Origin of the sequence: Kitasatospora sp. NPDC004745 (assembly GCF_042873275.1) — a bacterium.
In the GTDB taxonomy this organism is placed as follows: Bacteria; Actinomycetota; Actinomycetes; order Streptomycetales; family Streptomycetaceae; genus Kitasatospora.
Window position 1 is genome coordinate 134,234 of sequence record NZ_JBIALK010000019.1, and the last position, 22,869, is coordinate 157,102.

General features: G+C 73.5%; 17 protein-coding genes. 10 read left to right on the forward strand and 7 right to left on the reverse strand.

Going from position 1 to position 22,869, the window contains the following annotated elements:
* Positions 1–178: 178 nt before the first annotated feature.
* The 3 genes from ACFYUY_RS27320 (at position 179) to ACFYUY_RS27330 (ending at position 6,296) form a co-directional block, all read left to right on the forward strand.
* Positions 179–3,148 carry a BTAD domain-containing putative transcriptional regulator gene (locus ACFYUY_RS27320; RefSeq protein ID WP_387904468.1) on the forward strand — a complete coding sequence of 990 codons (2,970 nt, stop codon included), beginning with the start codon at positions 179–181 and terminating at the stop codon, positions 3,146–3,148.
* A 536-nt stretch (positions 3,149–3,684) separates the two neighbouring features.
* Positions 3,685–4,383, forward strand: coding sequence for a class I SAM-dependent methyltransferase (locus ACFYUY_RS27325; protein ID WP_360210972.1), 699 nt, complete (start codon positions 3,685–3,687; stop codon positions 4,381–4,383).
* Between the two features lie 71 nt (positions 4,384–4,454).
* The gene (locus ACFYUY_RS27330) at positions 4,455–6,296 is read left to right on the forward strand and encodes a SpoIIE family protein phosphatase (RefSeq protein ID WP_387904471.1); all 1,842 of its coding nucleotides are present in this window, start codon (positions 4,455–4,457) and stop codon (positions 6,294–6,296) included.
* 118 nt (positions 6,297–6,414) lie between these two features.
* Here the strand turns inward: ACFYUY_RS27330 and ACFYUY_RS27335 are convergent, their stop codons facing one another.
* Positions 6,415–8,595 carry an MMPL family transporter gene (locus ACFYUY_RS27335; protein WP_387904473.1) on the reverse strand — a complete coding sequence of 727 codons (2,181 nt, stop codon included), beginning with the start codon at positions 8,593–8,595 and terminating at the stop codon, positions 6,415–6,417.
* A gap of 154 nt (positions 8,596–8,749) precedes the next feature.
* Here ACFYUY_RS27335 and ACFYUY_RS27340 point away from each other — a divergent pair, with 154 nt between their 5' ends.
* Positions 8,750–9,376, forward strand: coding sequence for a TetR/AcrR family transcriptional regulator (locus ACFYUY_RS27340; RefSeq protein WP_360210888.1), 627 nt, complete (start codon positions 8,750–8,752; stop codon positions 9,374–9,376).
* Between the two features lie 51 nt (positions 9,377–9,427).
* On the opposite strand, the gene ACFYUY_RS27345 is transcribed toward ACFYUY_RS27340, so the two are convergent.
* Positions 9,428–10,378, reverse strand: coding sequence for a LysR substrate-binding domain-containing protein (locus tag ACFYUY_RS27345; protein WP_387904476.1), 951 nt, complete (start codon positions 10,376–10,378; stop codon positions 9,428–9,430).
* Positions 10,379–10,568: 190 nt separating this feature from the next.
* Between ACFYUY_RS27345 and ACFYUY_RS27350 the strand changes: the two genes are divergently transcribed.
* The 3 genes from ACFYUY_RS27350 (at position 10,569) to ACFYUY_RS27360 (ending at position 12,206) form a co-directional block, all read left to right on the forward strand.
* A complete protein-coding gene (locus ACFYUY_RS27350) occupies positions 10,569–11,120 on the forward strand; it encodes a peroxiredoxin (protein WP_030397082.1) in 552 nt (183 codons plus the stop codon).
* A 3-nt stretch (positions 11,121–11,123) separates the two neighbouring features.
* Positions 11,124–11,666, forward strand: a complete 543-nt coding sequence (locus tag ACFYUY_RS27355; protein WP_360210892.1) for an alkyl hydroperoxide reductase — start codon at positions 11,124–11,126, stop codon at positions 11,664–11,666.
* A 219-nt stretch (positions 11,667–11,885) separates the two neighbouring features.
* Positions 11,886–12,206, forward strand: coding sequence for a hypothetical protein (locus ACFYUY_RS27360; RefSeq protein WP_360210894.1), 321 nt, complete (start codon positions 11,886–11,888; stop codon positions 12,204–12,206).
* On the opposite strand, the gene ACFYUY_RS27365 is transcribed toward ACFYUY_RS27360, so the two are convergent.
* The 4 genes from ACFYUY_RS27365 to ACFYUY_RS27380 all read right to left on the reverse strand — a co-directional run bounded on the left by ACFYUY_RS27365 (position 12,193) and on the right by ACFYUY_RS27380 (position 17,788).
* Entirely contained in the window at positions 12,193–13,719 is a 1,527-nt protein-coding gene (locus tag ACFYUY_RS27365; protein ID WP_360210896.1) for an AI-2E family transporter, read from the reverse strand. The genes ACFYUY_RS27360 and ACFYUY_RS27365 overlap by 14 nt on opposite strands.
* A 484-nt stretch (positions 13,720–14,203) precedes the next feature.
* Positions 14,204–14,944, reverse strand: coding sequence for a transglycosylase SLT domain-containing protein (locus tag ACFYUY_RS27370; RefSeq protein ID WP_360210898.1), 741 nt, complete (start codon positions 14,942–14,944; stop codon positions 14,204–14,206).
* Positions 14,945–15,395: 451 nt separating this feature from the next.
* Positions 15,396–16,730 (reverse strand): PhoH family protein, encoded by a 1,335-nt coding sequence (locus ACFYUY_RS27375; protein ID WP_360210900.1) that lies wholly within the window; start codon positions 16,728–16,730, stop codon positions 15,396–15,398.
* A 263-nt stretch (positions 16,731–16,993) separates the two neighbouring features.
* A complete protein-coding gene (locus ACFYUY_RS27380) occupies positions 16,994–17,788 on the reverse strand; it encodes an isoprenyl transferase (RefSeq protein ID WP_360210902.1) in 795 nt (264 codons plus the stop codon).
* A 381-nt stretch (positions 17,789–18,169) separates the two neighbouring features.
* Between ACFYUY_RS27380 and ACFYUY_RS27385 the strand changes: the two genes are divergently transcribed.
* On the forward strand, positions 18,170–19,777 hold the full coding sequence (locus ACFYUY_RS27385) for a carbohydrate binding domain-containing protein (RefSeq protein ID WP_360210904.1): 1,608 nt from the start codon (positions 18,170–18,172) through the stop codon (positions 19,775–19,777).
* Positions 19,778–19,952: 175 nt separating this feature from the next.
* Here the strand turns inward: ACFYUY_RS27385 and ACFYUY_RS27390 are convergent, their stop codons facing one another.
* A complete protein-coding gene (locus tag ACFYUY_RS27390) occupies positions 19,953–20,663 on the reverse strand; it encodes a prepilin peptidase (RefSeq protein WP_387904481.1) in 711 nt (236 codons plus the stop codon).
* Positions 20,664–20,759: 96 nt separating this feature from the next.
* Here ACFYUY_RS27390 and ACFYUY_RS27395 point away from each other — a divergent pair, with 96 nt between their 5' ends.
* Both ACFYUY_RS27395 and ACFYUY_RS27400 read left to right on the forward strand, forming a co-directional pair.
* Complete coding sequence (locus tag ACFYUY_RS27395; RefSeq protein WP_387904484.1) at positions 20,760–21,476, forward strand: hypothetical protein; 717 nt, start codon at positions 20,760–20,762, stop codon at positions 21,474–21,476.
* A gap of 99 nt (positions 21,477–21,575) precedes the next feature.
* Entirely contained in the window at positions 21,576–22,790 is a 1,215-nt protein-coding gene (locus ACFYUY_RS27400; RefSeq protein ID WP_387904487.1) for a pyridoxal phosphate-dependent aminotransferase, read from the forward strand.
* Positions 22,791–22,869 lie beyond the last annotated feature (79 nt).

The following is a 22,869-nucleotide window of genomic DNA, read 5'->3' on the forward strand; positions in this document are numbered from 1 at the left end:
CCCGACCTGCTTGGCGCGGGCGCGCGGACAGTATCGTAGGGTTGATTAAATGTCCGATAAACATCGTGCGGCTTGCAGTGCCATCCGGCAGAGTCGGGCGTCCGCCTAGGCTGAACCATCGCGGCGGACCGCCGAGCGCCCTTCGCGGAATCAACACCACAGGCCATCGGGGGACTTCATGGAGTTTCGGGAGACGCCGCCGGCACCTGCGCTGCGCTTCCAGGTCCTCGGCCCGGTCCAGGCCTGGCTCGACGACAAGCCCGTCTCCCTCGGCTCCCCGCAACAACAAGCCGTTCTGAGCACGCTCCTCCTCCACGCCGGGCGCCCGGTCACCACGCAGGACCTCGTCGACGCGCTCTGGGGCGACCGCCCGCCGGCACAGGCCGTGGCCGCGCTCCGCACCTACGTCTCCCGGCTGCGGGCCGTCATCGAGCCGCGCCGCGAAGTACGGGCGCCCGCCGAGCTCCTGGTCTCGGTCGCGGACGGATACGCCCTGCGGATCCCCGGCGAAGCAGTCGATCTGACGGTCTTCGAACGGCTCTCCGCCGAGGCGACGTCCGCCCGGGCCGCCGGCAACAAGCCCGAGGCCCACCGCCTGCTGGTCCAGGCCCTCGGCCTGTTCAGCGGCCGCCCGCTCACGGGCATCCCGGGACCCTACGCCGAGAGCCAGCGGCTGCGACTGGCCGAACGTCAGGTCGCCGCGTCCGAGGACCTGTGCGCCGCCGCCCTCGACATCGGGCTGCACGCCGAGATCGTCGGCGAGCTCAACGGCCTGACCGCCGAACACCCCCTGCGCGAGCGACTCCGTGAACTGCTCATGCTGGCGCTGTACCGCTGCGGGCGGCAGGCCGAGGCCCTGGGCGTCTACACCGACACGCGGAAGCTGCTCATCGACGAGCTGGGCGTGGAACCCGGCGCCGGCCTGTCGGCCATGCACGCGCGCATCCTCGCCGCCGATCCCGCGCTGGCACTCCCGGTCTCGACGGCCGACGGGGCGGCCCGCGAGGAGAGCCCGGCCGGACCACCGGCACCGGCGCAACTCCCCGCCGATGTCTCGGACTTCAGCGGGCGGACCGATCTGGTGTCCGACCTCTCCACCGTCCTGATGAACGCCACCGGCCAGGCGGTGCTGGTGACCTCCCTGGCAGGAATCGGCGGAGTCGGGAAGACCACGCTCGCCGTCCACGTCGCCCACCGCGTCAGGTCCGACTTCCCGGACGGGCAGCTGTACGTCGACCTGCGCGGAGCCGGCGCCTCCCCGGCCGACCCCGTCGTCGTCCTGGGCGACTTCCTCCACGCGCTCGGGGTCACCGAGAACCCCGACTCACTCGAACAACGAGCCGCCCTCTACCGGTCGCAGCTCGCCGGCCGACGCATGCTCATCCTGCTGGACAACGCGCGGGACGCCGAGCAGATCCGGCCCCTCATCCCCGGCGTCTCCGGCTGTGCGGTGCTCGCCACCAGCAGGTCCCGGCTGGCCGGGATCCCCGGGGCGCAGCTGTTCGACGTCGAGGAGCTGACTCCTGAAGAGGCACTGTCGCTGTTCTCCGCCATCGTCGGGGAACAACGGGTGGCCGCCGAACCGGAGGCGGCCATGGCGGTCGTCACCGCCTGCGGGTTCCTTCCGCTCGCGGTCCGGATCGCCGCAGCACGGTTGGCCAGTCGCCCCCGGTGGAGCGTTTCCGACCTGGCTCGGCGGTTAGCCGACCAGCGCAGGCGCCTGGACGAACTGCAACTCGGCAACCTCGCCGTGGAGACCACGATCGGGCTCGGGTACGGACAGCTCTCCGTTCCCGAGGCCCGGGCCTTTCGGCTGCTCTCCCTGATCGACGCGCCCGACATACCCCTCGCGGCAGCCGCGGCGTTGCTCGGCGTGGACGAGGACACCGCCGAGGACCTCACCGAAGCACTGGTCGAAGCCAACATGCTGGAGTGCTTCACGCCCGGCCGCTACCGGTACCACGACCTCCTCCGGCTCTACGCCCAGCGGCAGAACGAGCGGATCGGGGACTCCGGGGACCAGGAGCAGGCCGTCCTCCGGCTCCTCGACCTGCTGATCCCGACCGTCCACAACGCCGCCCAGGCCATCGAGCCGGACGACCCGCTGCCGGAACTGCTCACCACCCTCGTCTCACCGGGGCTCAGCCTCCCGACCGGCGCGTCCGCACAGGACTGGCTCCGTACGGAGGGCGCCCTGCTGCTCAGCGCCATCGAAGCCGCCGCCAACGGGCCCGTCGCCCTGCAGCGGTCGGCGATCGACCTGCTGATCCTCCTCTACGGACTCGGCCCTGACCCGACGCACGGCCCCCGGGTCCGGCGGATCCTGGAGATCACGGGCGGCGACTCGGAGCTGCGCGACGACGCGGCCGCGCTCGCCCGGGTGCACTTCGCGCTCGGCACGCTGCAGTCGGTGACCAGCGACTTCCACGGCGCCGAGCAGTCCCTCCTCCGGAGCCTCGGCTTCCAGGCCCCGGACGACGCGACCGTCCTCCGCCTGGCCACGGCCAACACGCTCGGGTGGATCCTCAGCGTCGGCAACCGCACGGCCGAGGCCCTGCCGTTCCTCGAACAGGCCCTCGCCATCAGCCGGATCGTCGGCACGGCGATCGGCGAGGCCAGACTGATCAGCAACATCGCCCGGGTGCAGAACCGGCTGGGCATGACGGAGACGGCGATCCAGTCCGCGACCGACGGCGTCGCCGCAGCCCGGAAGTCCGAGAACGGCCCCTGCCTCGCCCACACCCTCTACCAGCTCGGGGTGGTGCTCACCGCCGGTGACGCCGTACCGCACCTGCGCGAGGCCCACCAGCTGTACCGGTCCCAGCAGAACGTCCTCTGGGAGGGGTACACGCTGGCCCGGCTCTCCTCCGCCCTCCTCTCCGCACGTCAGCACGCGGAGGCGGCCGAGGCGGCCGAGGAGTCACTCGCGATCGGCCGGGAGATGGATTCCGCCTACTGCCAGGGCCTGGCGAACGCCGCGCTCGGCGAGGCGCTGCTGGCGCTCGCGCAGCCCGCGCGCGGGCTGGCGTGTCTGCAGGAGGCGCACGCGATCTTCACGCGGCTCGGTGTGCCTGAGGCCTCCCCCGTGGCGGCCCTCATCGAACGACAGCACACCGAGCCCCTCCCTTCCCCTCCCCCCGCGCCGTAGGCCTCCGCCCCCCAGCGGAGTTCCTCCCCCGATCCGCGCGTCGGCGCTCCCGCAGCCCCCCGGCTGCGGGAGCGCCCTCAACGCTTCCCCGGCGCTGGACTCCACTCTGCACCGGGGCGATTGACGTTCGATAAACGTCCGATTGTCAGCCTGCGGATCGGCGGCATCGCAGGTCAGCGGCCTCACCACGGCGCGCCATGCGGCGTGCGGCGCCGGTCCGCACCACCCTGGCCCGCACCGTCGTGCTTCCGCAAGCCCGTCCACACCGGCCCAAGCATGACGAGTTGGCCGGAAAGGGACCCCATGGCACGGTGATCGCGCATATTCTCGGATGCCAGTACACACACGAGTGTCTGCCGACACCGTGTGGGCCGGCGAGGCAGGGCGGGCGCCGGGGCGGACGGCGGCCCGGACCCGTGCGGCCGCGTGCAGCCGCCCGGAGGCCACGGGTGGAAGGGTGCCTCTCAATCGTGACGACCGGACAGATATCCGACGCGTTCCCCGTCGACGAGGACGCGGGTGACGACGATCCCGACCTGCGGCGGCGCCGGGCCGCGCGGGCCCTCCAGGCGGTCGCCTTCGACACCATCGGAGCCGGGTACGGCGACGCCTTCCCGGCGAAGGACGGCCAGCTGGCCTGCGGGCAGCGGCTGCTGGCCGAGCTCGAACCGGGCGCCCCGGTCCTGGACGTCGGCTGCGGGACGGGTGAGCCGACGGTCCGCCAGCTCACCGCCGGCGGCCTGCGGGTCACCGGGGTGGACCTCTCGGACGTGATGCTCACCCTGGCCGCGGAGGCCCGATACCCCGGCGAGCACCCGCCGGTGTTCCATCGCATCGACCTCTTCGATCTGGCCACCGAGCGCGCCGAGCGGGTCTGGGGCGCCCCCGGGCTGGGGCCCTCGGGCCGGGGCGGGTTCGCCGCCGTCACCGCGTTCTTCTCGCTGATCCTGCTGCCCCAGGACGAGATCCCGACGGTGCTCGGGCGGCTGCGCGAACTCCTGCGGCCGGGCGGCCTGCTGGCGCTCGGCATGGTCGAGGCCGACCTGGATCACGTTCCGCTTCCGTTCCTTGGCAGAGAGCTGCGGATCAGTGGGTATCTGAGGGAGGATCTGGAGCGGGTTCTGGTCGCGGCGGGCTTCTCCGTCGAGGAGTGCTCGGGGCACCCGTACGCGCCGGCCAGTACCACGCTGCCGCCGGAGGAACAGCTGTTCCTGTGCTGTCGACGCGTCGGCTGATCGACCGCGGGACCAGGAAAGCCAGCCAGCACCACACCTCACAGCACCCCTCGAGTCCAGGACAGGCAGCCGTGCGCGACCAGCTCAAACCAGAGGCCGGACAGTCGCCTGCCCTCCCGCACCCGCGGGGCGCCGAGCCGGCCGCGCCCGGCGCCCTCCCACCGGCCGCCGCCGGGCCGGCCCGCGACGACGTGGCGGACCGCCTCGGCTACCTCGACTCGGCGACCCGCCGGATCAACAGCGCGCTCGACCTGTCCGCGACGCTGCGCAACATCGGCCGGGTGCTGGTCCCCACGCTGGCCGACGCCGCCGTGATCCACCTGCGCGACCCGCTGCCCAACGTCGAGCGCGAACCGGGCTTCCCGGACGAACTGCGGATCCACCACAGCACCGGCACCCGGATCGGACGGCGCGGGCGGCCCGGCGGCGTCGACGAGCGGAACCGGTCCCGCTACGGCTTCCGCTCGACCGCCGACACCGGCCCGGCCACCCCGGTGACCCGCGGCGGAGTGCTCGCGCACACCCTGCTCAGCAGGCGTCCCGCCGAGCCCGCGGTGCTCGGCAGCCCCGGCGCCGAGCGCACCGCGACGCTGTTGCGCGAGCTGTACGGCACCCGCGGGCCGGCCCGGCTGGCACCCGGCACCTCGGTGCTGGCGCTGCCGCTGCGCGGCCGCAAGGCCGTCCTCGGCCTGCTGGTGCTGATCCGCCGGCCCCCTGAACGCACCGGCCGGCCGGGCTTCGACGCCGCCGACACCGCGACCGCCGCGCACCTCGCGACCCAGGCCGGGCTGGCCGTGGACACCGCACTGCGGTACGCCCGCGAGTGGGAGATAGCCAACGAGCTCCAGCGCAGCATGCTGCCGTTGCGGCTGCCACAGCCGCACGGTGTCCGGATCGCCCAGCGCTACCTGCCGGGCGAGCGCGGCGCGCAGGTCGGCGGCGACTGGTACGACGCCGTGCCGCTGCCCGGCAACCGGGTCGCCCTGATCGTCGGCGACGTGATGGGCCACTCACTCACCTCGGCCGCCATCATGGGCCAACTGCGCACCAGCGCACAGACCTTGGCCGCCCTCGACCTGCCGCCGCACGAGGTGCTCTACCACCTGGACGAGCAGGCCCAGCGGCTCGGCCGCGAGCAGCACCTGGCGACCTGCGTGTACGCGGTGTACGACCCGATCGCCAACCGGGTGGTGCTGGCCAACGCCGGGCACGTCCCGCCGGTGCTCGTCCGACCGGACGGGACGGCCGAGTTGGTGGAGCTGGACTCCGGGGCGCCGATCGGGGTCGGCGGCGTGGACTTCAACTCCGTCGAGCTGCCCGCACCGCCCGGATCGGCCCTGCTGCTGTTCACCGACGGCCTGGTGGAGACCCGCAGCCGGGCGATCAGCGACGGCCTGGAGGTGCTCCGCGCCCGGATCGCCGCCGCCCGCTGGCAGGCCCCCGAACAGCTCTGCCAGGAGGCGCTGCGGATCCTCCCGCCGGGCGACCGCGGCGACGACATCGCCCTGCTCGGCGCCTGCTTCGACGGCATCCCGGCCGGGGACGTCGCCCACTGGTACCTGCAGCCGCGCAACGAGACGCCCGGCCGGGCCCGTCGGCTGGCCGCGCACACGCTGCGCCGCTGGGGGCTCGGCTCGCTCAGCGAGGCGACCGAGCTGATGGTCAGCGAGCTGGTGACCAACGCCGTCCAGCACGCGACCCGGCCGGTGACCCTGAGCCTGGTGCGCACCACCCGGCTGCGCTGCGAGGTCGGCGACGACAGCCCGCTGCTGCCGCGGCCGCGCCGGACCGGGCCGGACGACGAGCGCGGCCGCGGGCTGCAGATCGTGGCCAGGTGCGCGGACCGCTGGGGGGCCACCCGGCTGGGCACCGGCAAGGTGGTCTGGTTCGAGCAGCGGTTGCCACAGGGCTGAGCGCCCGGGCGGCCGCGACCGCCCGAGCGCCCCGGCGCCGACTCGGACCCGGCCTCCGACAGCGGCGCACCCGCCCGGCCTCCGACAGCGCCGCGCAAGCCCAGCCGCCGGCGCCCGCTCAGACCCGGACCGGCTCCTCCGCGGGCCGCCGCTCCAGCTGCGCGACCAGCTGCTCACCCTCCATGTCGACCCGCGGCACGACCCGCTCCAGCCGCTTCGGGAACCACCAGGCGGCCCGGCCGAACAGCGCCATCGCGGCCGGCACCAGCGCCATCCGCACCACGAACGCGTCCACCAGCACGCCCACCGCGAGGGCGAAGCCGATCGGCTGGACGATCGGGTCGTGGCCGAAGACGAACGAGCCGAACACCGACACCATGATCAGCGCGGCGGCCGTGACCACCCGGGCGCCGCCCCGCACCCCGGCCACCACGGCCTCGCGCGGCGCCTTGCCGTGGACGTACTGCTCCTTCATCCCGGAGACCAGGAACAGCTCGTAGTCCATCGCCAGCCCGAACAGCACGCCGATCAGCAGGATCGGCACGAAGCTCACCACCGGCCCGACCTTCGGCACGTCGATCAGGCCGTCCAGCCAGCCCCACTGGTAGACCGCGACGACCGCGCCGAGCGAGGCCGTGACGCTGAGCAGGAAGCCGGCCACCGCCTTCAGCGGAACGAGCACCGAGCGGAACGCCAGGGCCAGCAGCACCACCGCGATCCCGACGATCACCGCGAGGAACGGCGGCAGGGCCTGGCCGAGCTTGGTGGAGACGTCGATGTTGGCGGCGGTCGTGCCGGTGACGGCGATGTCCGCGCCGGTCGCGGCCCGCAGCGGAGCGCGCTGGTCGCGGATCTCGTTGACCAGGGCCCTGGTGTCGGCGTGGTCCGGGCCGGTCCGCGGGATGACGGTCAGCAGCGCGGTGCGGCCGGTGCCGTCCGCGGACGGGGGCAGCAGCGTCTGGACGCCCGGGAGGGTCTGCAGCTTCGCCGCGACGCCCTGGACCGCCTGCTGCGGCTGCGGGGTGCCGTGGGCGTCCACCACGACCACCAGCGGGGCGTTGAAGCCCGGCCCGAAACTGCCGCCGACCAGGTCGTAGGCCTTGCGCGCGTCGGTGCCGGCCGCCATCGAGCCACCGCCCGGCAGTCCCAGGCTGAGGCTCGCGGCGGGCACCGCGAGGGCGCCCAGGCCCGCCAGGCCGACGAGCAGCACGGCCAGCGGGCGACGGACCACGAAGCGGGCCCAGCGCTCGCCCAGGGTGGTGCGGCCACCGGTGCGCGGCGCCCGCCGCCACACCGGGAGCCGGTCGATGGCGCGGCCGGCGAAGCCGAGCAGCGCGGGCAGCAGGGTGATCGCGACCAGGACGGCCACCACGACGGCGCCGGAGGCGGCCAGGCCCATCACGGTGAGGAACGGGACGCCGGCGACGGCGAGTCCGGCGAGCGCGACGACCACGGTCAGACCGGCGAAGACGACCGCGCTACCCGCGGTGGCGGTGGCCCGGGCGGCGGCCTCCTCGGGCTCCAGCCCCTCGTCGAGGTGGCGGCGGTGGCGGGAGAGGATGAACAGCGCGTAGTCGATGCCGACGGCGAGGCCGACCATCAGGGCCAGCACCGGGGCGGTGGTGATGATCTCGAAGGAGCCGGACAGCGCCATGATCCCGGCCATCGCGACGCCGACCCCGACCAGCGCGGTCAGCAGCGGCAGACCGGCGGCGACCAGCGAGCCGAGGGTGACCACCAGGACGACCCCGGCGACGGCCAGGCCGACCGCCTCGCCGCCGTCGACCTGGGCCATCCGGTTGTAGGCGTCGCCGCCGAAGGCGACGTCCAGCCCGGCCGAGCGGGCCGGTTCGGCGGCGGCCCGGACGGCCTCGCGCTGCTGGTCGGTGACGTCGGCGAGCTTGTGGTCGAAGGAGACCAGGGCGATCACGACCCGGCCGTCCGGCGAGACGGCGCCGGTGGCGTACGGGTCGGGCACGGCGGCGACGCCCGGGACGGCGGCGATCCGGCCGACCGCCTCGCTGACGGCCCGGCCGGTCCCGGGTGCGGTGGCGCCGCCGGGGGCGGGGGCGGCGAAGACCACCTGGGCGGAGCCGTGGCCCTGCTCCGGGAAGGTGTCCTTGATCCGGTCCAGGGTGGTCTGCGCCTCGGTGCCCGGCACCTTGAACTCGTCGCTGGTCTTCCCGGCGAACGCTCCCGCGGCCCCGCCGATCGCGATCAGCACGGCGATCCAGACGGCCAGCACGGCCCGTCTCCGCCGGAAGCAGTGGCGGCCCAGTCGGTACAGGTACGTGGCCATGGGTGACCCCTCGGTCAGGTCGTCGGGCAGGCGGGCGCCTGGACGGTCGCGTCCCACCGTACGCGCAAGTTTGTCGGGTGACCAAGTTGACCGACAGGATCGATCGACAGAATCATTCGACGCGGTTGACCGACCATGGCGCTACCCTGGCTGGATGGCTCACGTCCCCGCCTCCGAACGCCGCCCGCAACTGGTCCAGGCCGCCCTCGACCTGATGACCCGGGAGGGCGTCGCCGCCGGCAGCACCCGGGCGATCGCGGCCGAGCTGGGCGTGGCCCAGGCCACGGTGCACTACACCTTCGGCACCAAGAAGGACCTCTACCGGGCCGTGGTCGAGCAGCTGACCGCGGAGTTCATCGGCCACGTCCGCGCCGCCTACCCGGGCGACGGCACCTTCGGCGAGCAGGTCGGGACGCTGGTCCACGCACTCTGGGAGAGCTCGACCGGCGAGGACGGGCGCTGCGTGCTGCTGAGCGAGTTCGCCGCACTGGCGATGCGCGACCCGGACCTGCAGGAGATCATGCGGGCGCTCCAGCACGGGATCGAGGGCACCGCGGCGGAGATGCTCACCGCACTCGCCGAGGCGCACGGCCTCGACCTGGCGATGCCCGCCCGGGAGATCGCCGTCCACTTCCTCACCGGCTTCGACGGCCTGACCGACCGCTACCTGGCCCTGCGCGCTCCCGGCGAGCAGCCCGACCAGGACACCCTGCGCGCCCTCGACCTTCTGGTGGCCACCACCGTCGGGCTCTGCCTGGGCGCCCCGGCCGCGATCCGCTAGGGCCCGCCCGGCGCCGGCCGCGCGCCGACAGCCCCGGCGCCGGGCGCAGCGTCAGGAGGCGATCCGGACCGGGAGGTCGGCCAGCACCTCGCGCAGCGCGGCACCGAAGCGCTCGTACTCGGCACTGCGCGCCGAGCCCGGCCGGGTGGCCAGGCCGATCCGGCGGCCGGGCGCCGGCGCGGCGAAGCGGACGGCGGCCAGCCGGTCGGTGCGGCCCGCCTCGACGTCCAGCGCGGTGGCGGGCAGCAGGGTCACGCCGAGCCCGCCGGCGACCAGCTGGACGAGGGTGGACAGCCCCGCCGCACGGGTGGTGGAGCCGGACGGGTCGGCGCCGACCTCCCGGCAGATGTCGAGGGCCTGGTCACGCAGGCAGTGCCCCTCCTCCAGCAGCAGCACGTCCAGGTCGAGCAGGACGTCGCGCGGGACGTCGATCCGCCCGGCGAGCGGGTGCCCGGGCGGGGTGACCAGCACGAAGTCCTCGTCGAACAGCGGGATGTCCCGGGTCGGCGAGGCGCCGCCGGCCGGGAGCGCGAGCAGCAGGACGTCGAGGCGTCCGGCGGCCAGCCCCTCCAGCAGCGAGGGGGTGCGCTCCTCGTGGACGTGCAGCTCCAGCTCCGGGAAGCGGTCGCGGACCAGCCGCAGCACCGTGGGCAGCAGGTAGGGCGCGACGGTCGGGATGACGCCGAGGTGCAGGGGGCCGGTGAAGGGCCGGCGGGCGGCTTCGACCTCCTCGGTGAGGGCCTGCAGCGAGGCCAGCACCCGACGTGCGTGCGCGTGCACCCGCTCCCCCAGCGGGGTGACGATCACCTTGCGCGTCGTACGCTCGACGAGCTGCGCGCCCAGCGCCTCCTCGAGCGCGGCGACCGCGCCGGACAGGGCCGGCTGGCTCGTCCCGGTGGCCGCCGCGGCCTCCCGGAAGTGCCGGTGCTCGGCGACCGCGACGAAGGCCCTGAGCTGGGCGACGGTCGGCGTCCGGGGGCTGCGGGTTGTGGCGCTCGCCACAGGCCGCTCGGGTCTCGCGGCGGCGGGACGGCGACTGCGGGGCTTGGACGTGGGAGGTTCGGTACTGATAGCCATCTCCGATCAGACACATCCAGTCTAGCTATTTCCCCGATCAGTCCACGATGTGGAAACGTAGGACGTGTCCGGAATCCGGACAAACGCCCCTCATCTCACTTCAGGAGAAGCGAACGTGCTCACGATCGGTGACAAGTTCCCCGAGTTCGAACTCAACGCCTGCGTCGACCTGGACGCCGCGAACGCCTTCGCCGAGATCAACCACAAGTCCTACGAGGGCAAGTGGAAGATCGTCTTCTTCTGGCCGATGGACTTCACCTTCGTCTGCCCGACCGAGATCGCCGCGTTCGGCAAGCTGAACGACGAGTTCGCCGACCGCGACGCCCAGATCCTCGGCGTCTCCGGCGACTCCGAGTTCGTGCACCACGCCTGGCGCAAGGACCACAAGGACCTGCGCGACCTGCCCTTCCCGATGCTGGCCGACGTCAAGCACGACCTGATGCGCGCCTGCGGCGTCGAGGCCGCCGACGGCACCGCCCAGCGCGCGGTGTTCATCGTCGACCCGAACAACGAGATCCAGTTCGTCATGGTGACCGCCGGCTCCGTCGGCCGTAACCCCAAGGAGGTCCTGCGGGTGCTCGACGCCCTGCAGACCGACGAGCTGTGCCCGTGCAACTGGACCAAGGGCGAGGACACCCTCGACGCCCAGGCCCTGCTGGCGGGCTGACCCATGGCCCTCGACGACCTCAAGGCCGCCCTCCCGGACTACGCCAAGGACCTCAAGCTCAACCTGGGCTCGGTCATCGGCAACTCCGACCTCCCCGCCCAGCAGCTCTGGGGCACCGTGCTGTCCTGCGCGATGGCCACCCGTAGCGCCGGCCTGCTGCGCGAGCTGGAGCCCGAGGCGAAGGCCAACCTCTCCCCGGAGGCGTACACCGCCGCCAAGGGCGCGGCCGCGATCATGGGGATGAACAACGTCTACTACCGGACCCTGCACCTGCTCTCCGACAAGGAGTACAGCACGATGCGGGCCGGTCTGCGGATGAACATCATCGGCACCCCGGGCGTCGAGAAGGTCGACTTCGAGCTCTGGTGCTTCGCGGTCTCGGCCATCAACGGCTGCGGCCAGTGCCTCGACTCGCACGAGGCCGTGCTGCGCAAGGCCGGCGTGGAGCGCGAGGTCGTCCAGGCCTCGATGAAGATCGCCGCCGTGCTGCAGGCCGTGGCCGGCGTCCTCGACGCCGAGGCCGCCCTCGCCACCGTCGACGCCTGACGGATCGTGCACCCGGCCCGACGGGCCCCTTCCGGACACCGCGTCCGGAAGGGGCCCGTCGGCGTTCCCGGACGGTTCCCGGGCCCGGTCCGGACCGCCCCCGGACCGCCCCCGGCCGCGGCCCCAGCGGTCCCGGACCGGAGCCGGCAGACCGGAACCGGGGCGGCCGGAACCGGCGTGTAGGCAACGGAAGATCGACTCCGGGGGGAGAACAACACCGTGTCCGACCTGAGGGAACTGCCGCCCGGCTCGGCCTGGCCGACCTTCGCCTGGATCTCGTGGGGCCTGGTCGCGGTCGCGATCGGGATGTGGCTGCCGATCGCGTTCATCTGGACCGACTTCGGCCACGGCCCGGTCGTCGCCCTCGGCCTGCTCGCCCCCGTGGCCGGCCCGCTGGGCGGGGCCCTCCTCGGCTGGGCCCTCACCGCGTTCACCCCCGCCCGCACCCGGGCCCGCGCGGTGCGGGTGGCCCTGGTCGGCGAGGCCGCCCTGCTGGGCGTCCTCGCGGTGCCGTTCGTCCCGGTCCTCAGGGGCTGGTGACCGGCGCCGCCTCCGGGTGCGCGGTGGGCGGGTGCCCGGCCGCGGAGTCCGCGCCGGAGGCGTTCGGACCCGACGGGCCCGACGCGTTCGCCGCGGCGCTGCGGCCGGCCGCCTCCCGGGCGGCCTCCAGCGCGGTGAAGACCTCCTGCCCCGCCTCGTTGCGGCGGCGCAGGTGGGTGACCACGGTGTTGGTGACGGCGATCAGCGGGACGGCGACCACCGCTCCGCCGATGCCGCCGATGATGCCGCCCGCCGCGACGCCGAGCACCACGCCCAGCGGGTGCACCCGCACCGCGCGGCCGAGGATCAGCGGCTGGAGGATGTGGCTCTCGATCTGCATCACCGCGACCAGCACGACCAGCACCATCAGCGCCGTCCACGGCCCCTGGGTGACCAGGGCGATCAGCACCGCCACCGTCCCGGTGACCAGGGCGCCGACCAGCGGGACGAAGGCGCCCAGGAAGATGATCACGGCCAGCGGCATCGCCAGCGGCACGCCGAGCAGGTCGATCCCGACGCCGATGCAGACCGCGTCGATGAAGGCCACGCAGACGGTGCCGCGGACGTACGCGGTGAGCGTCGCCCAGGCCTTGGGCCCGGCCCCCGCCATCGCGAACCGGGAGTGCCTGGGCAGGCCGCGCAGCGCCCAGTTCCAGATCCGGCCGCCGTCGTAGAGGAAGAAGAAGGTGGTGAAGAAGGTCATCAGCACCGCCGTCAGCACCTCGACGGCGATCTGGGCACCGGTGATCGAGGCCGAGGTCAGCTGGTCGGTGTTGGTGGTGATGGCCTTGGTGATCTGGTTCGCGAAGTCGGTGATCTGCTGCTGGGTCAGGTGCAGCGGCCCGGTGATCATCCAGTCGCGCAGCTGGTTGACGCCGTCCTTGACCTGGGTGGTCACCTTGGACAGGTTGGTCGTCACCTGCCAGACCACGAACCAGCCGACCAGGCCGATGCCGGCCAGGCCGCTGAGGAACACCCCGCCCGCCGCCAGCGAGCGCGGCACCCCGCGCCGGCGCAGCCAGGAGACCGAGGGCTCCAGCAGCGCGGAGATCAGCAGGGAGGCCAGCACCGCGAAGGCGACCAGCCGCAGCATGTCGACGATGTAGAAGACGGCGTAGAGCGCGGCGCCGAGCAGCAGCAGCCGCCAGGTCGACTCGGCGGCCACCCGAAGGCTCCACGGCACCGCCTCGGCGGGGGTGGCGGGCCGGCCGGGGTGGTACTCCCGCCCGAGCCCGGCGTGCGCGACCGGCACGGGGGCGACGGGGGCCACGGTGGGCGCGGCTCCGGCCGACGCGGGGGCCTGGGCCGGGGCCGGCGGCAGGTCCGCGGGCCGGGCGGGTTCGATCCGGGGGGCCGGAACGGGCTCGGGCGCGCCCGCCAGTTCGGGGACGGCGAGCTCGTGCGGGTCGGCCGCCATCGCGGCGCGCCGGCGCCGTTCGATGACGGCGGCCGCGCTCGCCACCACGGCCATGCCCTTGGCCACGGCCTTGAAGGCCTTTCCGCCCCGTGCCATCCCCGTTACCGCCGCTCCCCTGCCGAACCGCCGCCGCCGGCGGAACGCCGTGGGTCCCGCCACGGCCGTCAGGGATGACGCTACCCGGCGGTGGCCCGGGGAGTCCGGCCGCCGGTGGGTTCGGCCCGAACAATCTCACCGGCAAAACTGGACAAAAGACCAGGTTTCAGATGGTTTCGGATGCGCAGCGCGGGGGAGGAGTCGGGCGAGACCCCGGGGAACACGGAGTCGCCCCCGCGAGCCAACCGTCGGCGGACCGGCCGGTGCGGGAAGCAACCAGGACCCCTTCCCGCGCCCCGCGTCCGCACCCGGGCCCGCACCGCCCGTGGGCGCACTGGTCAGCGCAGCCCGGGCGGCGCGGCCCGACTCCGCCCCGAGGGCCCGGCGGCTCCGACGGCCGCACGACGCGACGACCCCCGGCCGCCCGCCCCGAAGGACGGACGGCCGGGGGCCGTCGGGAGTGCACGCCGTGGCGGCGGTGCTCCTAGTACCAGTTGTGGGCCTGCCAGAACGACCAGGCGCCGCAGGGGCTGCCGTAGCGGCTGTTCATGTAGCTCAGACCCCACTTGATCTGGGTGGCGGGGTTGGTGCGCCAGTCGGCACCGGCGGAGGCCATCTTGGTGCCGGGCAGCGCCTGGACCAGACCGTACGCACCGGAGCTCTTGTTGGTCGCGGTGTAGTCCCAGCCGCTCTCGCGCTTCACGATCTGGCTGAAGCACTGGAACTGGGTGTCGTCGCCGACGATCTGCCGCGCGGTGTCCTGGACGGAGCCGGGGCTCACCGAGACAGGCGGGGTGCTGCTGTCGACGGCGGCCATCGCCGACCGGGCCTTGGAGCGGTTCGCGGCGGCCTCGTCGGCCTTGCGCTTGTCGTCGGCGGCCTTGGCCGCCTTCTCCGCGTCGGCCTTGGCCTGGGCGTCGGCCTTCGCCTGGGCGTCCGCGGCGGCCTTCTGGCGCGCGGCCTCCTCGGCGGCCTTCTGCTCGGCGGCGGCCTTGGCCGCAGCGTCGGCCGAGGCCTGCTGGGCGGAGGCCTGCTGGCCGATGTTGTCACTGATGGTCTGCGCCTGGGCGCCAGAGGGGACTTCGGCAAGCAGGGTCGCGCCGGCGACGTCGACCGTCTGCGTCGTCTTGCCCTCGCTGCCCGAGGCCACACCCACGACGGCACCGACTGCGGTGACGGCGGTGGCGGAGGCCACAGCGACTCCCCGGACCGAGATCCGAGTCACATGGATTCCTTCCAGCATCGCCCACGCGTGACCGTGCGGGCGCAACATGCCCCTTGGCACTGACCTCCGCAGGTGCTCTGGTCACGGGAGGTGCTGGCCCGGCGTCCGGCCGAGGTGAGGCGACCGGGCGTTGGAATCGGGCGGCGTACGGCTCATCGGTGTTCAATTGTCTGTCCACCGACCGGAGTTGGTGGACCATCCGGGGCCTGACTTCCGGGGTCCGGAAGCCCTGCCGCACCGTACGCGGGGCCTGACAGAACCCTCACCATGCCGTACCCGGCACTGTCGACGCAATTCCCGCCCGCGTGGCGCATGTCACATTCACCGCACGGGAGTTCTCCGGACAGAAAGCACTCGATGTGATGAAAGGGACGGGGGCCCGCTCCGTCAGGAGCGGGCCCCACGCCATGAGTTGACCTTATTGTCCTACTATGCCCCGATCAGGGCGGAATCACGGGCTGATGTCCTCCAGCATCTCCGTGACCAGCGCCGCGATCGGCGAACGCTCCGAGCGCGTGAGCGTGATGTGCGCGAAGAGTGGATGCCCCTTCAGCTTCTCCACCACCGCCACCACGCCGTCGTAGCGGCCGACCCGGAGGTTGTCCCGCTGCGCCACGTCGTGGGTGAGCACCACCCGCGACCCCTGGCCGATCCGGGACAGCACCGTCAGCAGGACGTTGCGCTCCAGCGACTGGGCCTCGTCCACGATCACGAAGGCGTCGTGCAGCGAGCGCCCCCGGATGTGGGTCAGCGGCAGCACCTCCAGCATCCCCCGGGAGATGACCTCCTCGATCACGTCCGGGGTGGTGACGGCGGAGAGGGTGTCGAAGACCGCCTGCGCCCAGGGGCTCATCTTCTCCGTCTCGGAACCCGGCAGGTAGCCGAGCTCCTGCCCGCCGACCGCGTACAACGGCCGGAAGACCATCACCTTGCGGTGCTGCCCCCGCTCCAGCACCGCCTCCAGACCGGCGCACAGCGCCAGGGCGGACTTGCCGGTGCCCGCCCGGCCGCCCATCGAGACGATCCCGACGTCCGGGTCGAGCAGCAGGTCCAAGGCCACCCGCTGCTCGGCGCTGCGCCCGCGCAGCCCGAACGCCTCCCGCTCGCCGCGCACCAGCCGGACCCTGCCGTCGCCCGTCACCCGGCCGAGCGCCCGGCCGCGTTCCGAGGTGAGCACCAGCCCGGTGTGGACCGGGAGTTCGGCGGCCCCCTCGACGTCCACCGCGGCGTCGTGGCCGGCCGCGAACAGCGCGTCCACCTGATCGGCCTGGACGTGCAGCTCGGACATGCCCGTCCAGCCGGAGGTGATCGCGAGCTCGGCCCGGTACTCCTCGGCGAGCAGGCCCACCGAGCTGGCCTTGATCCGCAGCGGCAGGTCCTTGGAGACGACGGTGACGTCGTACCCCTCGGCCTGCAGGTTGCGGGCGACCGCGAGGATCCGGGTGTCCGCCTCGCCCCCGCCGGACCGGTAGCCGGCCGGCAGTATCGACAGGTCGGAGTGGTTGAGCTCGACCCTGATGGTGCCGCCGAGCTCTCCGACCGGGATCGGCTCGTCGAGCCGGCCGTGGCGGATGCGGTAGTCGTCGAGCAGCCGCAGCGCCTGGCGGGCGAAGTAGCCCAGCTCCGGATGGTGCCGCTTGGCCTCCAGCTCGGTGACGACGACCACCGGCAGGACGACCTCGTGCTCGTCGAAGCGGGTCATGGCGAGCGGGTCCGCGAGGAGCACGCTGGTGTCGAGAACGTACGTGCGCCGGTCTGGTGTCCGGCGGCTCTTGGAACTGACCACTAGGCCTCCAGAGCGGATGACCCTGCGTCATCCGCGGCATGCCGGCCCCCGCTGCCCCGGTGGCCTCGGGACCGGACTGAGTGGAGTATTCCCAGGCGAGGGGCGGTGCATTCGCGTCCCCGGCGAACTGACGGATCATTGCCGGTGAACGTTTGGCCTCGCGCCGCGTGGGGGTAGGCCAGCCCTACGGCGGTCACTTCGCGCCGACCCGCCCCGGGGAGCCCGGCCGCGGGCCCCGGAGGCCGGATCCCCTGGTCGGGCCGCTACAGGCCGAGGCGGCGGTTCCGCTGCTCGTAGGCGCGCAGCGCCCGCAGGAAGTCGACCTTGCGGAAGGCCGGCCAGTACGCCTCGCAGAAGTAGAACTCGCTGTGCGCGCTCTGCCAGAGCAGGAAGCCGGACAGGCGCTGCTCGCCCGAGGTGCGGATGATCAGGTCGGGGTCGGGCTGGTTGCGGGTGTAGAGGTGCTCGGCGATGTGCTCGACGTCGAGGATCTCCGCCAGCTCCTCGATCGAGGTGCCGCGCCCGGCGTGCTCCTGGAGCAGCGAGCGGACGGCGTCGGCGATCTCGTGCCGGCCGCCGTAGCCGACGGCGACGTTGACGGTGATGCCGTCGATGTCGGCGGTCTCGTCGGCGGCGCGCTTGAGCACGTCGGCGGTGTGCTGCGGGAGCAGGTCCAGCGCGCCGACGGGGTGGACCTTCCAGCGGCGGGCGGAGGCCAGGCCGGTGACGGCGTCCTCGATGATCCCGAGCAGCGGCACGAGCTCGTCGGCCGGCCGGTCCAGGTTGTCGGTGGAGAGCATCCACAGGGTGACGACCTTGACGTGCGTCTCGTCGCACCAGCCGAGGAACTCGCTGATCTTGTCGGCGCCGCGCTGGTGGCCGTAGGCGGTGGAGCCGCCGGTCGCCTTCGCCCAGCGGCGGTTGCCGTCGAGGATCACGCCGATGTGGTGCGGGGTGCGGGCCAGGTGGACCTCGACCCGGCGGCCGTAGAGCCCGTACATCCCGCCCAGCAGGGTGCGCAGCCCAGGCGTCCGTTCGGCGACATCGCGCAGACCCATGTTTTCCGGACCCCTCCGTACTCGTTCAGCTGGTGCGTCACCACCCCGGCGCAGCCTACTCCGGCAGGCAGGCGCACGGTAAAGCCGCAGGTAGCGGTCTGGTCACGGTCCTGTGCGGAGTCTGTTCCGGCGGGCGCGCCGGGCTCGGCCGGGGATGGTTCGTCGGCGGACACGGAACGGTCTCCGAATCCTTAAGGGACCCGTAAGCCGACCGCCCGATGCTTGACGACCCGCAATGGTCTAGTCCAGCTTGTGACCCAGGACGGAACGAACCCCACGGATCCCGTCCCACCCGAGCCCCATCGCGGACCTCCCCTCCCCCACACGCGGCCGCCGCGCCCCCCACCGCGGCGGCCGCTCCTCCCCCAGGAGCGTCACCCCATGGCCCGTTCGCTGAACCAGCCCGCGCACAAGCGCCGGCGCAGCACCCTCCCGGCCGTCGCGGCCGGCGCCACCGCCCTCGCCCTGGCCGGCGGCGGTCTGGCCCTCTTCGCCGGGGGCGCCAACGCCGCGGTCGGCAACCTGGTCACCAACGGCGGCTTCGACGGCGGGCTCGGCGGCTGGAACTGCGCCGGCGCCGCCACCACGGTGTCCTCCCCGGTCCACTCCGGCACCGGCGCGCTGCAGGCCACCCCGGGCGCCGGCGACACCGCCGAGTGCACCCAGACCATCAGCGTGCTGCCCAACACCAGCTACACGCTGAGCGCGTGGGTCCAGGGCCCGTACGTCTACCTCGGGGCCCGCGGCACCGGCGGCACCGACCCGTCGACCTGGTCGAACCAGAACAGCTGGAACCAGCTGTCCACCACCTTCACCACCGGCGCCAGCGCGACCAGCGTCACCGTCTACCTGCACGGCTGGTACGGCCAGAGCGCCTACCTCGCCGACGACGTCGCACTGGCCGGCCCGGGCGGCACCTCCACGCCGAGCCCGACCGCCACCCCCACCCCGTCGCCGACGGCCACCGCCACCGCCACCGCCACGCCGACGAAGACGGCCACGCCGACCCCGACGGCCACCGCGACCCCCACCCAGACCGCGACGCCGACCCCCACCGCCACCGCGACCGCCACCACCCCGCCGGTCACCGGCCTGCCCGCGCACGCGGTCACCGGCTACTGGCAGAACTTCGACAACAACTCGACCCCGCAGCGCCTGAGCGACGTCCAGAGCGCCTACGACATCATCGCGGTCTCCTTCGCCGACGCCGTGCCCACCCAGACCGGCGCGATCAGCTTCACCCTGGACCCGGGCCTGTCCAAGGCCCTCGGCGGCTACACCGACGCGCAGTTCCGCGCCGACGTCAAGGCCAAGCAGGCGGCCGGAAAGAAGGTGATCCTCTCCATCGGCGGCCAGAACGGGGCGATCACCGTCGGCGACGCCACCGCCGGGAACAACTTCGTCAACAGCGCCTACGCGATCATCAAGGACTACGGCTTCGACGGCATCGACGTCGACCTGGAGAACGGCGTCCAGGCCGGCCCGCTCGGCAACGCGCTGCACGCCCTGCAGGCCAAGGTCGGCCCCGGCTTCGTCCTGACCATGGCGCCCGAGACCATCGGGATGTACAGCACCGCCGGCGCCTACTTCCAGCTGGCGCTGAACACCAAGGACATCCTCACCGTCGTCAACACCCAGTTCTACAACTCGGGCGGCATGAACGGCTGCGACGGCAAGGTCTACAACCAGGGCACCATCGACTTCATCACCTCGCAGGTCTGCACCCACATCCAGGGCGGCCTGCGGCCCGACCAGGTCGGCATCGGCGTCCCCGCCTCCACCCGGGCGGCCGGCGGCGGCTACGTCTCGCCGACCGTGGTGAACAACGCGCTGGACTGCCTGGCCACCGGCAACAACTGCGGAAGCTTCGTCCCGCCGGCCAAGTGGCCGACCATCCGCGGCGCGATGACCTGGTCCACCAACTGGGACGCCAACAACGGCAACGCGTTCTCCAACGCGGTCGGCCCGTTCGTCCACAAGATGCCGTAATTCCCGGGGCCTGTCGCCCCACCCCGTCGTCCGCCCGGGGCGGACCGGGGGGCACCCGGTGGACGGGGCACCGGGGACAGGCCCGCGGCGCGCCGCTCCTCGAGGGTGGAGCCCGCGCGCCGGCGGCGGGGCCCGCCGTACCCACGCGGTACGGCGGGCCCCGCCGTGTCCGTCGCTACCCGGCCAGCACCGCCAGCAGCGCGCCGAGCAGCAGGAACGGCCCCACCGGAACGTCGAGTCCGCGCACCGGCCGGCGGCGCGCCAGCTCCACCGCGGCCCGCAGGCTCGCCCAGAGCCCGGCCAGCACCACCGCGGCCAGCAGTCCGCCGGCCGCCGCACGCCACCCGAACCAGCCGAGCAACCCGCCCAGGGCGAACCCCAACGGGGAGTCACCCGGGCCCAGGGCGCCCAGCCAGACGGCCAGTTCGAGCAGCGCACCGACCGTGCAGGCCGCCAGCAGGCAGCGCAGCAGCACCCCGGGGCGCCCCTCCGTCAGCGCCGCCACCGCCAGCAGCACCGCCACCCCGCCGGCCAGCGGCAGGGTCAGCGGGTACGGCAGCCGGCGCACCCGCGCGTCGACGAACCCCAGCACCACGCCCAGCACCGCCGTCCAGCCCAGCGCCGCGGCCGACGGCCCGTCCGCCGCGCGCGCCACCGCGACGGCGACGGCCGCCACCACCAGCTCCACCGACCAGGGGCCCGCGCCCAGCCGGCCCCGGCAGCCCGGGCAGCGCCCGCCCGGCGGCAGCAGGCGCACCTCCCGCCCGCACAACGGACAGGCAGCGCACCAGGGTTCACCTTCGGGAACGGCGAACCGGGCGACCAGGCCGCGCACCAGCGGAGCCACCAGAAAACCGGCCAGTACCGCGCCGGCTGCGGCTAGCATCACCGGCGCACCCCCTCTCGATCGCGCCCGCACGGCGTGCGGCGCCCGGCGACGGGGCGGGACGCACGGACCACATCATCCAACGGGGGAACGACCGTGAAGAAGACCCGATCCACCCGCGCGCTCGCGGCCGGCCTGCCGGCGGCGGCACTCGTCCTGGCGGTGTCGGCCTGCGGGCCGGACAACGCCGACCCGGTGGCCGATCCGACCGCGCCGGTCGCCGTGACCACCGCGCCCGCCGCCACCGCCCCCTCCTCGGCCCCGGCCGCTCCCCCGCCGGCGGCCTCCGCCCCGGCCGGTGGAGGAGCTCCGGCCGGCGGGGGCGGCCCGCAGCCGGCCGCGACCGCCGGCGGCGGCAACGTCACCCAGGTGAGCTACGACCGCCCGCTGCCGCTCGGCGCCACCGGCCGCTACGTCGGCAAGAGCTCGGTGGTGGACGCCTCGGCCGTCTCGGTCGTGAAGGGCACCGCCGCCGAGATCGCCCCGTTCCGCCTCCCCGCGGCGAGCACCGACGGCAAGACCCCCTATTACGTCACCGTCACCTTCACCAACCGCACCGGCGCCCCGCTGGGCGAGGACGCCTACATGATGCGGGTCTGGGTGAAGCCCCGGGACCACTCGGCGGGCGCGCTGCCGGCCGCGACCCTGCAGAAGGCGATCCCGCAGTGCGACACCCGGTCGCTGGTCCCACTCGCCGACGGGCAGTCCGTGAAGCTGTGTGCCGTCTATCTCGTTCCGAACGAGACCCCGCCCAGCTTCCTCACGTACGGGAACATCCTGGACACCGCGCCCCTGGTTTGGAAGGTCGGCTGACACCCCGGCCTGCCGATCCAAGGGGGCCGTTCGAGCGGGCTCGGCGCGTGTCCCCGGACGCGCGCCGAGGTGCCGCAGGTGCCCCTAAAGTAGGCAGGCATGCAGGTCATCCAGTCCAGCAAGCTCGCCAATGTCTGCTACGACATCCGCGGCCCGGTGCTCGACGAGGCGATGCGGCTGGAGGAACAGGGCCACCGCATCCTCAAGCTCAACACCGGGAACCCCGCCACCTTCGGCTTCGAGGCACCGCCGGAGATCCTCCAGGACATCCTGCGCAACCTCGCGTCCGCGCACGGGTACGGCGACTCCAAGGGCCTGCTCTCCGCGCGCCGCGCGGTGGTCATGCACTACGAGGAGCGCGGCCTGCACGGGCTGAGCGTCGAGGACGTCTTCCTCGGCAACGGCGTCTCGGAGCTGATCCAGCTCGCCATGACCGCGCTGCTGGACGACGGCGACGAGGTGCTCGTCCCGGCCCCGGACTACCCGCTCTGGACGGCGTCGGTCTCGCTGGCCGGCGGCACCGCGGTGCACTACCGCTGCGACGAGCAGTCCGAGTGGTACCCGGACCTCGCCGACATCGAGGCCAAGGTCACCGACCGGACCCGGGCCATCGTGGTGATCAACCCGAACAACCCGACCGGCGCGGTCTACCCGCGCGAGGTGCTGGAGGGCATCGCCGAGATCGCCCGCCGGCACCAGCTGGTGGTCTACGCCGACGAGATCTACGACAAGATCCTCTACGACGACGCCGAGCACGTCCCGCTGGCCACCCTCGCGCCCGACCTCTTCTGCGTCACCTTCAACGGCCTGTCCAAGGCGTACCGGGTCGCGGGCTTCCGCTCCGGCTGGATGGTGCTCTCCGGCGACCGGCAGCGGGCCCGCAGCTACGTCGAGGGCCTGACCGTGCTCGCCTCGATGCGGCTGTGCGCCAACATGCCCGCCCAGCACGCGGTGGCCGCCGCGCTCGGCGGCCGGCAGTCGATCCGCGACCTGGTGCTGCCCGGCGGGCGGCTGCTGGCCTCGCGGGACGCGGCCTACCGGCTGCTCAACGAGATCCCGGGGGTCAGCTGCGTCAAGCCCAAGGGCGCGCTGTACGCGTTCCCCCGGCTGGACCCCAAGGTCTACAAGATCAAGGACGACGCGCAGATGGTGCTGGAACTGCTGCGCTCCCAGCGCATCCTGCTGGTCCAGGGCACCGGCTTCAACTGGCCCGAACCGGACCACTTCCGGCTGGTCACCCTGCCGCGGGCGGAGGAGATCACCGACGCGGTGACCAGGATCGGCGACTTCCTGAGCGGCTACACCCAGCCCTGAGGGACCCGCCTCGGAGGACGCCCCTCGAAAGGACGCCCCTCGAGAGGACCCCGCCCGGGCGACGCCCGCGGGCGCCCCG